This window comes from Gilliamella sp. B3023 (genome assembly GCF_026536845.1).
Classification (GTDB): domain Bacteria; phylum Pseudomonadota; class Gammaproteobacteria; order Enterobacterales; family Orbaceae; genus Gilliamella; species Gilliamella apicola_E.
On sequence record NZ_JAFNNH010000006.1, the window covers coordinates 78854 to 93237 of the forward strand.

The window sequence follows — 14384 nt, forward strand, 5'->3', positions numbered from 1 at the left end:
GATTAAAACCAAACCACATATTTTGAATTTTAATAATTTTGCAAATATTTGAAATATTTCAATACTATTTAGCAATGCCCCCAGCGATATTTAAAATATCCCATGGTCTTGAAAAAGGTGGTGCATATAAAAAGTCCATCATGGCTAATTCATCAATTTTCATATTAGCCCAAATAGCGGTGGCTAAACTATTCGTTCTTAATACAGCACCACTGCCCCCAGCAATCTGTCCACCTAATAAAATACGAGTTTCGGCGTGATAAATAAGTTTAGCCGTGACGCTAGTTTGCCCTTCAACATAGTTACTATGATTTTTATCTTTAACTACTACTGTTTTGTATGGGATACCAGCTTTAATAGCTTGTTGTTCGGTTAATCCTGTTCGACCGGCTTCAATATCAAATACTCTTAATGCTGATGTCCCAAGGGTTCCTGGGAATTGATTGTTACCGCCTGCTAAATTGTCACCAACAATTTTACCTAATTTGTTCGCTCCGGTCGCTAATGGAATATAAGTCATTGATTGGCTAACGCGATGATGAAGCGCGACACAGTCGCCTGCAGCATAAATATCAGCTATGTTAGTTTGTCCATAATTATCAACGACAATTGCACCATTACTAAGAGTTTCAATATTGAGATGTTTATAAACTTCGCTATTAGGCTTTACTCCTGTGGCAATAATGACAATGTCGGCGGGATATTTAGCTTTATCGGTGATAACATGAGTAACTTTTTGTTCACCTTCAAAGCCTTGTACTTGCTCTTGTAGATGTAAATCACAATGTTGTTTTAGATTTTCTTCAATTATCTCAGTAAGTTCTGGATCGAAGGCATCGGTCAATACTCTATCATCTAATTGAATTAATTTTACATTTTTATTCAATTTTACTAACGATTCAGTGATTTCTAGCCCGATATAGCCGGCACCAATGACCACGACATTACTATTTTGGTTTAAAGCTTTTTTTATTGCCAGACCATCATACATATCACGTAAAGTGAAAATATTTTCCAATTGTAGATTTTTTAAAGGTGGAATTATCGGTGTTGCCCCAACGGCAATGAGTAACTTATCATAATCGTCTTCAAAACAATTATTGTTTTTGATGTCTTTGATGGTGATTTTTTTTAATTGAGGATCAATAGCAATAACTTCATGTAATGTTTTGATTTCAATGCCATCTTTAGCAAATTGTTCTGGCGTTCTGGATATCATTTCATTTTCATCGCCAAAATGATTGCCAATAAAATAAGGTAATCCACAAGCTCCAAATGAAACTATATCTGATTTTTCATAGATACAGATTGTCGCATTGGGGTCCCTTCTTTTGGCTTTTGCAGCAGCACTTGCTCCAGCTGCTTGAGCGCCAATGATGATTATTTTCATCGATAATTCTCCTTTGAGCGCAGATAATTTTTAACTATCATCCTAACACAGGTTATCATTTAGGTTAAATTAGTTGGTTATTTAGCTTTAATCGTAATCAATTTTATGGTCAGTAGATAATATATGGGATAGTGAGTTATCGTTAAAATAAGTTTTAATTAATCAAAAAAAGTTGAGGAGCGGGGTTTTTGAAGTATATTTTTGATTAATTCCACCTGTAATGGCGTATCGTTTAAGGCTGGAATATAATAAAACTGTTTACCACCCGCATTTAAAAATATTTCTCGGTTTTGCTCATCAATTTCATAAAGTGTTTCAATGCAATCCGCCGAAAAACCAGGGCAGATAACATGGACATGGTCAGTCCCAGTTTTAGCTAAGTTTTCTAATATATCGCTGGTGTTTGGTTCAACCCATTTTCCTTTACCGAATTTTGATTGATAAGCCATTTTGATTGGTAAGTCGATACCATTATCTTGGCATTTTTTTATCAATAACTGGGTTGTTAACTGGCATCTTTGCACATAGTCATCTTGCCGTTTATCAATATAGCGTTGAGGTATGCCATGATAGGAAAGAAGCAATACATCAGGTTGTCCTTGCGTTGAAAAAGCTTGTTGCACTTGTGAATAAAGTGCATCGATATAACTTTCGTCATCTGCATAATCACGAATATAGTTAATCTTGAATGCACTATCACAAATAAGTTGCTTAACTTTATCGAATACTGCCTGTGTTGTAGTTGTAGAGTATTGTGGGAATAACGGTAATAGTGTTACTTTTTGACATGATTTTAAATTATTTAGTGCGGATTGTAAGCTCGGTTCACCATAGGTCATGGCTAATTCGCATTGTATATCAGGTAATGCTTGTTGTAATTGATTCATCAAGCGTTTACTGTAATGGATTAACGGTGATTGATCATTTATCCATATTTTTTGATAATGGTTGATGATGTAGGGGACGCGTTTAGGCAATACTAGGTATTTTAGTATTGGATACCAAATAAAAGCTGGAAGATCGACAACATGACGATCGAGTAAAAACTCTGTTAGGTAAGAGCGAATTGCCTCTGGCGTTGCAGCACTTGGTGTACCTAAATTAACAATCAATACTCCCTGTTTGTTATTCATAGGTTATCCTTATATGGTTCAAGATAGTGATGGATAACCTTAAGTAGGCGATTTAGTGCGCCTTGGTTTCTTTTTAATACTTGGTATGCGTTTTCGCCGATTTGCTGACAACGATTGTCGTCATTCAATAAGCTGTTTACCGTTGAATAGAGTGAATCAGCTGTGCTGTCACATATCAACATACCATTAGCTTCAATTAACTGTTCACAAATGACTTTAAAGTTAAAAAAGTATTTACCGCTAATAATTGGAATATGGTGTAGTGCCGGTTCTAATGGATTGTGACCACCATGTTCAATTAAGCTACCGCCAACAAAAGCGATATTAGCTAAACCATAAAGTTCTAATAGTTCTCCCATGGTGTCGCCCAAAATAACTTGTGTCTGATCTGTAGGGATTTGCTTCGTACTTCGTTTGATATAATTCAACTTATTATCGGAAATTAGTGCTTCGACAGTTTTAAAACGTTCTGGATGACGCGGAACTAAGATAAGTAATAAGTTAGAGTGATTTTTTAGTAGTCGTTGAAATGCTGATAAAATGATTTCATCTTCACCTGAATGCGTGCTCGCTGCTATAAGAACTGGTCGATTTAATTGCCATTGCTGTTTTAATTGCGCAAGACTTTGTTTATCAGTTAGTTCAATATCAAATTTAATACTACCGGTTACGGTTAAATGCTCTTTTGGCAAACCTAACGATAAAAATCGCTCTCCATCTTGTTCGTTTTGAGCGGCGACAGTGCTGATTTTAGTTAATAGTTTACTAATCGCTTTTCCTAATTTGTGATACCTATTGGCTGAACGTTCAGATAATCGCGCATTAGCAATAATTAATGGGATTTTTTTGTTATGGCATTGGCTAATTAAGTTTGGCCAAAGTTCGGTTTCCATGATTATGACTAATTTAGGTTTAACTGCTTTTAGAAAACGATGTATTGAACAGGGTAAATCATAAGGTAAATAGACATGGCTAACGCTATCTTTTAGTAGCGTCTTAACTTGTTTAGAGCCAGTAGGTGTCATTGTTGTAACGGTAATTGGTAACTGCGGATATTGTTTTTGAAGTGTTTTTATCAATGGAATTGCTGCGAGTGTTTCGCCGACAGATACCGCGTGAACTAAAATTCCACCTGATTTGACTTTATTTTTACAAAATCCATAGCGTTCTAACCAACGCTTACGATAATCTGGTGCTTTGCGACTGCGCCAAAGCAGTCTAAACCAGACAAGCGGTTGGATTAAATAAAGTAAAATCGTATATAAAATATTCATGATTACTCATTAGTTAGATTGAAAAAGTGTTGTCGGTAATAAAGTAATTCGGCGATTGAGTCGCGAATATCATCTAACGCTTGGTGAGAACTCTGTTTACTGATACCTTTTAATATTTCAGGTTTCCAGCGTCTGGCTAATTCTTTAATCGTACTGACATCTAAATAACGGTAATGAAAATATTTTTCTAGATTTGGCATATAATTAAACAGAAAACGTCGGTCTTGACCAATCGTATTACCACAGATTGGTGAACAGTTTTCGGGAACCCATTGTTTTAAAAACGCAAGAGTTTGTTGTTCAGCTTGTTGTTCTGAAACCGTACTTTGACGAACACGATCGATTAATCCTGACTTGCCATGCGTTTTTTGATTCCAATCATCCATAAGCGCAAGTTGTTCATCTGTTTGATGAATGGCAATGACTGGACCTTCAGCGAGAATATTTAAATTAGAATCAGTTACAATAGTTGCGATTTCGATAATGCGATCGCTATTTGGATTGAGGCCTGTCATCTCCAGATCAATCCATATCAGATTATTTGATAGAGTAGTCATAATTTGTGGTATAAATTTTCTTTTTAATGCTGAGTAGTGTAGCATAAGTACTAAACTGTTTGACCAAAAAAATTAGCAACCGTGGCAAAAAATCAACTTTCAAAAAATCAAAAAAGGCGTATGGCCGCTAAGCATCAACAACGTTTAGAAACTAAGATGGATGAAAATCTATCAAATTTCTCTGCGCCTCGTGATGGGGTGGTGGTAAGTAGGTTTGGCAAATCAGCGGATGTTGAAGATAATGCTGGGATTATTTATCGATGTAGTATTCGCCGTACTTTACCGTCATTAGTGACGGGGGATAAAGTATTGTGGCGTGAGAGTTTGGAACCGAATACTAATGGTATTATTGAAGCAGTTCATCCTCGTCATTCCGAGTTAGTACGGCCTGATTTTTATGATGGAGTTAAGCCTGTTGCAGCAAATGTCGATCAAATTGTTATTATTTCAGCCGTTTTACCTGAATTATCGTTTAATATCATCGATCGGTATTTAGTCGCTTGTGAGGCGACGAAAATTAAACCTATTATCGTATTGAATAAAATTGATTTACTTGATGAGCAAAAAAAACAAGAAATTGAGCAACAGTTTCTTATTTACACTAAAATTGGTTATCAGGTTTTATTTGTTTCATGTCAGTCACAACAAGGTATTGAACCTTTACAGAAGGTTTTAGATGGTAAAATTTCTATTTTAGTTGGTCAATCAGGTGTCGGTAAATCCAGTATCATCAATTTACTATTGCCTCACAACCAAGCTACGCTAACTGGTGAAGTATCTGAAATATCTGGGCTTGGCCAACATACCACAACTTCAACTCGGCTTTATCATTTACCAAATGGTGGGGATATTATTGATTCACCAGGAATTCGTGAGTTTGGTTTATGGCATTTAGAGCCAGAGCAAGTTATTGCTGGTTTTGTTGAATTTGATGATTATTTAGGAGGTTGCCAATTTCGTGATTGTAATCACTTAGATACACCGGGATGTTTACTCCAGAAAGCTGTTGCACAAGGCGCGATTGCACCATCAAGGTTAGATAATTATCATCGAATATTACAGTCAATGCGCGAAGTCAAAGCGAAAACCAATAAAAGTTATAAATAATTGCTTTTGGTTAGAAAGTTTTATTTTTGAACTGTTGAGGCTTATTGCTCACAAGCCATGTTGTGAGCAATAAAATGAAATTTAAGATCTATGATTTTTCAGTGCAAAACCAATTGCAATATAAGCAAAGCCTTGGAAAACTAAATCTATACCTAAAAACATTCCTAATACCCAAACGCTATCATATGGCCAGCCTGCCATTAACATAAGTCCTAAAATGATGTTAATCACCCCAGAAAAGACGACCCATCCCCAACGAGGTATGTTGCGGTTGCTCATTGCAGCAAAAATTTGAGTAAATCCACTAATCGTCAATAATAAAGAAATTAATAATGTTAATGCGCTTGAGACCGCGATCGGTTGGAAAAACGACATAGCGCCAATGAAGATATATAAAATCCCCATGATTGCCCATAAAGCAGTTTGGCCAAATCCTTTGATGTTAAAAGAGTGGATTACTTGGATAATCCCTGCGATAAAAAGGAGTGAACCGATAAAATAAACAGAAAAAACGGTGGCTATGAATTGATACCCTAATGCCAAGCAACCGAGAATAATTAAAACTATACCAATAATAATAAACCAATTTGATTTTTGTTTAAAACTTTGAATAGTGTTTTCATTAGCTATCATATTTATTTCCTGTTGTTAATGTAATGTATTAAATGAACACCATCTTTCTGAGTTAATCTTGACTCATATGAAAAAGGGAAGTGTACATAGCTGATAAAAAATACTTAGTGAAAACTCGGACGATTTACTTTCACTAAGTATAATATTTAATCAATATAATAAAATCAATTTTGATATTAAATTTTATCTTTCAGTGCTTCATCTAAAGTTGAATAAAACATTAATTTATTTGATACAGGTACAATTCTCGCCCGAGCTAAGGTTTTTAATGGTTGGAATTGCAATTCGCAAATAGATAGATCAACTGACTCAGGTAATTCATCAATAAAATGGATAAGTGCATTTAAGCCTCCTGCATCTAGGATAGGTACCGCATCCCATTGTAAAACAATATGTTGATAACCATTGATTTTTTGGTATAACTCTAAAAAAGTCCGTTCAGCAGCCGCAAAGAATAATGGACCATTAATTCTTAGCACTAACGTCTTTTCATTGCTTTGGTTCAATTCGACTAAACGAGTCATACTAGCAATACGACGCATAAACAAGATTGAGGCTAATACAATTCCAAGCGTAATAGCGATTACCATGTCGAATAATACGGTAAGGGACATGCAAATAAGCATGATCATGATATCGTCTTTAGGTGCACATTTAATAATGTAGATAACGCGTTGAATGGCACTCATATTCCATGCAACAATTAATAATAATGCTGCCATAGCTGATAATGGAATAAATGATAAAAGTGGGGCAAAACAGATAAGTGCCAATAATACGATTAATGAATGCAATACGGCGGCAATTGGCGATGTTGCGCCCGCTTTGACATTTGCCGCTGAACGCGCAATAGCCGCTGTTGCTGAAATGCCACCAAAAAATGGCGCAATGATATTTCCTAAACCTTGGCCAATCAGTTCGCTATTTGAATGATGTTTGGTATGGGTCATTTCATCTAATACAACTGCGCATAGTAGTGATTCGATCGCACATAACATAGCCATCGTTAATGAGATTGGAATTAAAGCGGTTATTGTTGACCAATCCCATGTGAAACTTGCATGTTCCCATGGTAAGATAAATTCTGGTAAAACAGGCGGAATACCATGACCAACAGTGTTATCGGCTAATGTATAAGTGAATCGTGAACCGATTGTTTCGATTTGATAGCCAAATTGATTGAATACTAACATGGTTAGTATGCCTGCAATTAAAGCCGGTAAATGGCCAGATATTTTTACTCGAAATTTTGGCCATATGATTAAAACAATCAGTGTAACTAAGCCAACAAAGGTATCTGCGATATTAATGGTTGGAATAGCTTTAACTAGTTCAATAACTTTATTAACATAATTTTCTGGCATGTGTTCTAGCGTTAAGCCAAAAAAATCTTTTATCTGCATGGTGGCGATGGTTATTGCAATACCAGAAGTAAAACCTAGCACCACTGGTAGAGGAATGTATTCGATTAATCGACCTAAACGAATTACACCCATCAATATTAAAAAAATGCCTGAAAGTAGAGTGGCAATTAATAGACCTGATAAGCCAAATTGTATGGAAACAGGATATAGAATGACCACAAACGCCGCAGTTGGGCCGGAAACACTAAAACGTGATCCTCCAGTGAGAGCTATCACGAAGCCTGCTATAATTGCGGTATAGAGGCCATGTTGAGGGGCAACACCACTTGCAATAGCTAAAGCCATAGCAAGCGGGATAGCAATAATGCCAACCGTTATTCCGGCAATTAAATCTTTAAGAAAACGAGTTGTGTTGTAAGGAGTATTTATGCATGCAGATATAAACGCACAGCTTATTTTAATACCAGAAAGGCCATATAATTTCATTATGTTTTAAAGCAGTTAAATGAGTTATAAAAAGTAGCTAATAAGATAATCTTTTTTTAAAAAATTGAAAGAGTATTCTAAAAATAATTGTATGATTTTCAGTTAAATTATGTGATTAATGGTATAAAATGCTTTAAAAGCACGCTCTTGTTATTTTGCTCTTATATTATTAGGTAGGAGTCATTATGTCTTTTATAAAACAATCTTTTTTTATCCAATTTTTAATCTTAGTCATCAGTTTACTGATGTTTTCACCATTAAGTTTTGCAGAAATGATAACATCAAGTTCAAAGACCGCGTATCAGTATGATAAACAACAGACTCCTGCACCAGATGGATATCAAGCATTTTATATTGATCATATTGGTCGGCATGGTTCACGTTATATTAGTAAACCTAAATATGAAGATATTGCTTATAACGTATTAATTTTAGCTGATAAAAATAATCAATTAACCGAAATGGGAAAATCATTATTAAGGCAAATTATTCGTATTAAAGCATTGAATAAAAATCATTATGGTCAGCTTACTGATCTTGGTCGAAAAGATATTAGTTTAATTAGTCAACGCATGTTAGCCAATAACCCAACGGTTTTTAAAGGACAAAAAATCGAAGTGATATCATCAACCTCACCAAGAGCTAAAGAAACAGCAGAAATTTTTATTAAAACATTTAAAAATAACTATTCTGATATCAATATTTATCAACAACCAGAAGATCAACAAACTCTATTACGTTTTTTTGAATATTCTCCGACTTATAAAGAATATAAAAAGAGTAAAAGTGTTAAAAATGCCTTAAAATCGCTAGAAAATTCGACTAAAACAGTAGAGATGAGTCAAAATGTTGCAAGTTTGATATTTACTCAAGGCTTTTGTAATGAGTTGAATAATGGGATTTCTTTACCTGAAAAATCTTCAATTAAAACAGCAGATTTTGTCATTGCAGTTTATCAACTTTACCAGGAGTTATTATCATTTTCTCCTGAAATTTTAGCTGATAACCATCTTGATTTTAGCCTTTATTTCACTAAAAATCAGTTATCATGGTTTGACACGGTAGTCACTTCTAAAAATTTTTTACAAATTGGTCCAGCGTTTGATGCGAATGGTATCCAGATTAAAATTGCTGCGCCATTATTGTTGGATATGTTAAAAACAGCTGATAAGGCAATAACTGATAAAAATATTGATGTTAATTTACGGTTTGCTCATGCTGAAACTATTTCGCCATTAGCAACATTGCTTGAACTTGAAGGCACTTATACTGCTGTTAACTCAGTCGCGGATTATCCATTCGTTTGGCAAGCAGAAAAAATTATTCCTATGGGCGCTAATATTCAATGGATTTTTTACCAAAGCAATCAACCCCATCAACCCATTTTAATCAAAGTGATGTTAAATGAAAGAGAAGTGCATTTACCATTGAAAACCGATAATTATCCGTACTACCGTTGGGACGAGGTAAAACAGTTTTATAAAAATAAGCTGAGTAAACTAGGTTTTACTGATAATAACGCATCTTTAGAATGGCTAAATAAAGTAAAATAATTTTTAAACTTGTAGCCAAAAAGTTACGGGTCCATCGTTAATAAGAGAAACCTGCATGTCAGCGGCAAATTGTCCAGTTTGTGTCTCAATTTGTTGCTGACATTGTCTAACAAAAAATTGATAAAGTTCATTAGCTTTATCGGGTGGAGCACCTTTTGTGAAACTTGGGCGCATACCTTTTTGAGTATCAGCGGCCAGGGTGAATTGAGAAACAACCAACAATTTTCCATTTATTTGCTGAACATTGAGATTCATTTTGTCATTAATATCACTGAAAATACGATAGCCGAGTACTTTTTCACTCAAGCGTATTGCTTTTTGCTCGTTGTCATCTTGTTCAACACCGAGTAAAACAAGTAATCCCTGATCGATTTGACCAATAATTTGATTATCAACAGAAACCGATGCTTGTTTTACACGTTGGATTAAGGCAATCATAATTTATATTATTCCAGTTAAGATTGGGGCTTTAATAGCGCTTTTTGTTGTTTATTATAGTCAGCGAGTGTTGCTGCAAATTCGGCGCCAAACAAAACAATACACCATGAGCAGTAGATCCAAACTAACATAATGGGAATTGAGGAAACTACCCCATAAATAAGTTGATAAGTCGGAAAAGAAGTAACATACAGCGCAAAAGCGCGTTTACCAATTTCGAATAATATTGCTGCAACTAACGCACCAATTGCTGCTTCTTTAAATGGAATTGATTCAGTTGGAATAATGCTGTAGAGCAACCAAAATCCAACAACCGATATGATAAATGGTAAAGTACTTAGTAGGAGATCACCACTAGCAGCATTCGATAGCCATTTTAGGGAAAATATATAAGAACTTACTGCAACACTTGAGCCAACTAAAATAGGACCTAATGTCAAAATTGTCCAATACATGGTTAAGTTATACATGAATGAACGTTTACGTTTGGTTTGCCAGATACGGTTTAGTGCATTATTAATAGAATTAATAAGTAGTAATGATGTTACTATTAAACCGATAATTCCGATAAATGTCATTTTTTTTGTATTGGCAATAAATTGTTCTAGGTAATTTTGAATGGTGTCACTTGCAGTAGGGACAAGATTGCTATAAATGAGCTGTTTTAATGATTGGCTAACTTCATTAAACATAGGAAACGCAGAAAGTAAAGAAAACACAACAGTTATTAATGGGACTAATGCAAGTATTGTCGTATAAGCTAGTTCTGCCGAGGATGAGGTTAAACGATCATGATTTATACGAGACCATAACATTACCAAAAAGGTCTGTATATGCTTAAGTATATTCATAATATATCTTATTTAATTAGAAATAATACAGTTATTAATTCCATTCGTTTTTAAAGTGTTTAATGCTTTTTGCACATCACCTTTATTTGTATAAGGCCCAACGGTAACTCGATATAACTGCTGACTTAAAGATATGTTACCACTAATACCGGTCATTGCCAAAGATGCTTTTAATGTATCTGCATTTGTTTTATCTTTAAAAGCACCACATTGTAGTAACCATTTATTATTATCATTACTTGATGATATAGTCGATGTGGTCGTGGTGTTATTCATAAAGCTATCTAATATTTGTTGCCGTTCACTTGCCATTTTATTTGAGTTGCTACTAGCATTTGGTGTTTCCAATTCTTTAAGGTAAGTCCAGCGTTCTTGTGGTTTTTCCGGCAGGGTTATTGCTGGAGATTCAGTTTTGACTTTTGGTTTTTCAACTGGTTTTTCAGAAGAATTGGTTGAAAGATAATATAGAATAGAAGAAAACAAAATAATAATGATGATTGCAAGGAATATCATTAAAGATGGGAATAATCGTGACTTATTTTTTTTAGCTTTTCCTTTTGATTGGCTCTTTTTTCTTACATAATCACGCTGAACCACAATACGCTCTCTTTTCTTTTATTCACATAAATTTAAATAATAGTATATAAATAAAAAAAGTGGCTTACACCACTTTTTTTTAATTTTCTTTAACTCTATTGTCAACAGATTAGAAAATTAAGCTAATGCTTTAATCTGTTTAATTAAATTCGCTTTATGACGTGCTGCTTTGTTTTTGTGGATTAGACCACGAGCCGCTTGACGGTCAACAACTGCTTGCATGTCTTTGAATGCTACTTCAGCTGTTTGTTTATCACCAGCTGCTACAGCTGCGTAAACTTTTTTAATATAAGTACGCATCATTGAACGGTTACTAGCATTATGTTTACGGCGTTTTTCGGACTGAACCGCACGCTTCTTAGCTGATTTGATATTAGCCAAAGTCAACTCCCAAGTTTAGATAAAAAATACATATTAATAAGGCGGGGAAATATGCCTGATTTTCTTTCTATTGTCAATGCTGTTACATAAAAAAATTTCCTATATAGTATAAATTACTAATTTCTACTAAATGTTTACTATATAACCGATAATGGATGTAACCTAAAAAGAAATTTTATGTTAGAATAGCAAAAATTTTATTGTTTTTATATTTAAAAGAGGAAGTCTCATGTCTATCATTAGAATGCAAGATCTTGATCTAAAAGGGAAACGTTTATTTATTCGCTCAGATCTTAATGTGCCGGTCAAAAATGGTAAGGTTACTTCTGATGCTCGAATTAAAGCATCATTACCGACTATTGAAGAAGCCATTAAAAAAGGCGCTAAAGTAATGGTTACTTCTCATATTGGCCGTCCAACTGAAGGCGAATATAACCCTGAGTTCTCTCTACAACCAGTGGTTGATTATTTAAAAGAACATGTTTCTTTCCCTGTTCGTCTAGTAAAAGATTATCTTAACGGTGTTGACGTTAAGGAAGGCGAACTAGTTGTTCTTGAAAACGTACGTTTTAATGTAGGCGAAGGTAAAGATGATGAAACTTTATCTAAAAAATATGCAGCACTTTGTGATATCTATGTAATGGATGCATTTGGTACTGCTCACCGTGCTCAAGCTTCAACTCATGGAGCTGGTAAATTTGCGCCAGTTGCTTGTGCCGGTCCATTATTAGCAGCTGAACTTGATGCTTTAGGTAAAGCGTTAGATAATCCAGCTCGTCCAATGGTTGCGATTGTTGCTGGTTCTAAAGTATCAACAAAATTGACTGTTCTTGATTCTTTATCAAAAATCGCTGACCAAATTATTGTTGGTGGTGGTATCGCAAATACATTCATCGCAGCTGAAGGCTATAATGTGGGTAAATCACTTTATGAAGCTGATTTAATTCCTGAAGCAAAAAAATTAATGGCTAATTGTCATATTCCAGTTCCTACTGATGTTCGTGTAGCAACAGAGTTTAGTGAAACTGCGACAGCTACTGAAAAATCAGTTGCTGATGTAAAAGAGAATGAACAAATTCTTGATTTAGGTGATAAATCAGCTGAAGCATTAGCAGACATTATCAAAAAAGCCAAAACTATATTATGGAATGGCCCTGTTGGCGTATTTGAGTTCCCTAATTTCCGTCGTGGTACCGAGATTGTTGCTAAAGCAATTGCTGACAGCCAAGGTTTCTCAATCGCAGGTGGTGGTGATACATTAGCTGCAATTGATTTATTTGGTATTGAAGATAAAATCTCTTATATTTCAACTGGTGGTGGTGCCTTCCTAGAGTTTGTAGAAGGTAAAAAACTTCCTGCTGTTGCAATGCTAGAAGAGAGAGCAAAAGCGTAATAATTTTCTATATGAAGGATGAGCCAATCACTCATCCTTTAATTTTTATATAAATAAATCTATAGGTATTAAAATGGCTACAAAGATTTCTGATGTCGTTAAACCTGGTGTTGTAACCGGTGATGATGTTCAAAAAGTGTTTCAAGTTGCTCGTGAAAATAATTTTGCATTACCAGCTGTTAACTGTGTTGACACTAATACAATTAATGCAGTAATCGAAACTGCGGCTAAAGTTGGTTCTGCTGTTATCGTTCAATTCTCTAATGGTGGTGCTCAATTCATCGCAGGTAAAGGATTGAAATTAGATGGGCAAGAAACTGCTGTTTTAGGTGCAATTTCTGGCGCTAAACATGTTCACCTTATGGCTGAAAAATATGGTGTGCCAGTTATCGTTCATACCGACCACTGTGCTAAAAAACTTCTTCCATGGGTTGATGGATTACTTGACGCAGGTGAAGCTCACTTTGCTAAAACGGGTAAACCTCTATTCTCTTCTCACATGATCGATCTTTCAGAAGAATCTTTAAAAGATAATATTGATATTTGTTGTCAATATCTTGCTCGTATGTCAGCAATGAAAATGACATTAGAATTAGAGCTTGGTTGTACTGGTGGTGAAGAAGATGGTGTTGACAATAGCCATATGGATAGTTCAGCACTTTATACTCAACCTGAAGATGTTGCTTATGCTTATGAGCGTTTAAGTGCAATTAGCCCACGTTTCACTATCGCAGCTTCATTCGGTAACGTTCATGGTGTTTATAAACCAGGTAATGTTAAATTAACGCCAAAAATTTTAGATAACTCTCAAAAATATGTATCTGAGAAATTCAATTTACCAGCTAAATCATTGAACTTTGTGTTCCATGGTGGTTCTGGCTCTACTCCTGAAGAAATTGCAGAAGCAGTAAGTTACGGTGTTGTTAAAATGAACATCGATACTGATACGCAATGGGCAAACTGGGCTGGTGTTTTAGAATATTACAAAGCAAATGAAGCTTATCTTCAAGGTCAATTAGGTAACCCTGAAGGCGTTGATGCTCCAAATAAAAAATATTATGATCCACGCGTATGGTTACGTAAAGGTCAAGAATCTTTAGTTGCTCGTTTAGAACTTGCATTTAAAGAACTTAATGCGATCGACGTACTTTAATATCATTCATTATTATATAAAAGCAGGGCTATTCCTGCTTTTATTTTATCCGCTAATAAAAAGTCTTGCATTTT

General features: G+C 34.9%; 14 protein-coding genes. 4 read left to right on the top strand and 10 right to left on the bottom strand.

Features of this window, described 5'->3' with window-relative positions; genetic code table 11:
- Positions 1-64: 64 nt before the first annotated feature.
- From J3U16_RS05400 to orn, 4 genes are all read right to left on the bottom strand, one after another.
- On the bottom strand, positions 65-1390 hold the full coding sequence (locus J3U16_RS05400) for a CoA-disulfide reductase (RefSeq protein WP_267342601.1): 1326 nt from the start codon (positions 1388-1390) through the stop codon (positions 65-67).
- A 158-nt stretch (positions 1391-1548) separates the two neighbouring features.
- Positions 1549-2523, bottom strand: coding sequence for a ferrochelatase (gene hemH / locus J3U16_RS05405; protein WP_267342603.1), 975 nt, complete (start codon positions 2521-2523; stop codon positions 1549-1551).
- Complete coding sequence (gene waaA, locus J3U16_RS05410) at positions 2520-3797, bottom strand: lipid IV(A) 3-deoxy-D-manno-octulosonic acid transferase (protein WP_267342604.1); 1278 nt, start codon at positions 3795-3797, stop codon at positions 2520-2522. The genes hemH and waaA overlap by 4 nt, the downstream gene beginning before the upstream one ends.
- A gap of 2 nt (positions 3798-3799) precedes the next feature.
- Complete coding sequence (gene orn / locus J3U16_RS05415; protein ID WP_416380113.1) at positions 3800-4354, bottom strand: oligoribonuclease; 555 nt, start codon at positions 4352-4354, stop codon at positions 3800-3802.
- An 81-nt stretch (positions 4355-4435) separates the two neighbouring features.
- Here orn and rsgA point away from each other — a divergent pair, with 81 nt between their 5' ends.
- Positions 4436-5461, top strand: a complete 1026-nt coding sequence (gene rsgA, locus J3U16_RS05420) for a small ribosomal subunit biogenesis GTPase RsgA (protein WP_267332375.1) — start codon at positions 4436-4438, stop codon at positions 5459-5461.
- An 81-nt stretch (positions 5462-5542) separates the two neighbouring features.
- Here the strand turns inward: rsgA and J3U16_RS05425 are convergent, their stop codons facing one another.
- The gene (locus J3U16_RS05425; protein WP_065561805.1) at positions 5543-6094 is read right to left on the bottom strand and encodes an HdeD family acid-resistance protein; all 552 of its coding nucleotides are present in this window, start codon (positions 6092-6094) and stop codon (positions 5543-5545) included.
- 176 nt (positions 6095-6270) lie between these two features.
- Positions 6271-7944 (bottom strand): C4-dicarboxylic acid transporter DauA, encoded by a 1674-nt coding sequence (dauA, locus tag J3U16_RS05430; protein WP_267342606.1) that lies wholly within the window; start codon positions 7942-7944, stop codon positions 6271-6273.
- A 185-nt stretch (positions 7945-8129) separates the two neighbouring features.
- Between dauA and J3U16_RS05435 the strand changes: the two genes are divergently transcribed.
- Entirely contained in the window at positions 8130-9497 is a 1368-nt protein-coding gene (locus J3U16_RS05435; protein WP_267342607.1) for a histidine-type phosphatase, read from the top strand.
- A 3-nt stretch (positions 9498-9500) separates the two neighbouring features.
- Here the strand turns inward: J3U16_RS05435 and dtd are convergent, their stop codons facing one another.
- The 4 genes from dtd to rpsT form a co-directional block, all read right to left on the bottom strand.
- Entirely contained in the window at positions 9501-9935 is a 435-nt protein-coding gene (gene dtd, locus J3U16_RS05440) for a D-aminoacyl-tRNA deacylase (RefSeq protein ID WP_065561808.1), read from the bottom strand.
- A 17-nt stretch (positions 9936-9952) separates the two neighbouring features.
- Entirely contained in the window at positions 9953-10786 is an 834-nt protein-coding gene (locus J3U16_RS05445; protein ID WP_065735210.1) for a virulence factor BrkB family protein, read from the bottom strand.
- Between the two features lie 12 nt (positions 10787-10798).
- Positions 10799-11383 carry an SPOR domain-containing protein gene (locus tag J3U16_RS05450; protein WP_065735209.1) on the bottom strand — a complete coding sequence of 195 codons (585 nt, stop codon included), beginning with the start codon at positions 11381-11383 and terminating at the stop codon, positions 10799-10801.
- Between the two features lie 117 nt (positions 11384-11500).
- Entirely contained in the window at positions 11501-11764 is a 264-nt protein-coding gene (gene rpsT, locus J3U16_RS05455; RefSeq protein WP_025316521.1) for a 30S ribosomal protein S20, read from the bottom strand.
- 229 nt (positions 11765-11993) lie between these two features.
- On the opposite strand from rpsT, the gene pgk reads away from it, so the two are divergent.
- Positions 11994-13157, top strand: coding sequence for a phosphoglycerate kinase (pgk, locus tag J3U16_RS05460; RefSeq protein WP_065561811.1), 1164 nt, complete (start codon positions 11994-11996; stop codon positions 13155-13157).
- A gap of 73 nt (positions 13158-13230) precedes the next feature.
- On the top strand, positions 13231-14310 hold the full coding sequence (fbaA, locus tag J3U16_RS05465) for a class II fructose-bisphosphate aldolase (protein WP_065561812.1): 1080 nt from the start codon (positions 13231-13233) through the stop codon (positions 14308-14310).
- Positions 14311-14384: the final 74 nt, after the last annotated feature.

Excerpts from the sequence above, each read along its gene's own strand:
- J3U16_RS05445 (WP_065735210.1), bottom strand. The coding sequence starts at position 10,786 with ATGAATATACTTAAGCATATACAGACCTTTTTGGTAATGTTATGGTCT.
- J3U16_RS05425 (WP_065561805.1), bottom strand. The coding sequence starts at position 6,094 with ATGATAGCTAATGAAAACACTATTCAAAGTTTTAAACAAAAATCAAAT.
- pgk (WP_065561811.1), top strand. The coding sequence starts at position 11,994 with ATGTCTATCATTAGAATGCAAGATCTTGATCTAAAAGGGAAACGTTTA.
- J3U16_RS05435 (WP_267342607.1), top strand. The coding sequence starts at position 8,130 with ATGTCTTTTATAAAACAATCTTTTTTTATCCAATTTTTAATCTTAGTC.
- fbaA (WP_065561812.1), top strand. The coding sequence starts at position 13,231 with ATGGCTACAAAGATTTCTGATGTCGTTAAACCTGGTGTTGTAACCGGT.
- dauA (WP_267342606.1), bottom strand. The coding sequence starts at position 7,944 with ATGAAATTATATGGCCTTTCTGGTATTAAAATAAGCTGTGCGTTTATA.
- orn (WP_416380113.1), bottom strand. The coding sequence starts at position 4,354 with ATGACTACTCTATCAAATAATCTGATATGGATTGATCTGGAGATGACA.
- J3U16_RS05400 (WP_267342601.1), bottom strand. The coding sequence starts at position 1,390 with ATGAAAATAATCATCATTGGCGCTCAAGCAGCTGGAGCAAGTGCTGCT.
- dtd (WP_065561808.1), bottom strand. The coding sequence starts at position 9,935 with ATGATTGCCTTAATCCAACGTGTAAAACAAGCATCGGTTTCTGTTGAT.
- waaA (WP_267342604.1), bottom strand. The coding sequence starts at position 3,797 with ATGAATATTTTATATACGATTTTACTTTATTTAATCCAACCGCTTGTC.
- hemH (WP_267342603.1), bottom strand. The coding sequence starts at position 2,523 with ATGAATAACAAACAGGGAGTATTGATTGTTAATTTAGGTACACCAAGT.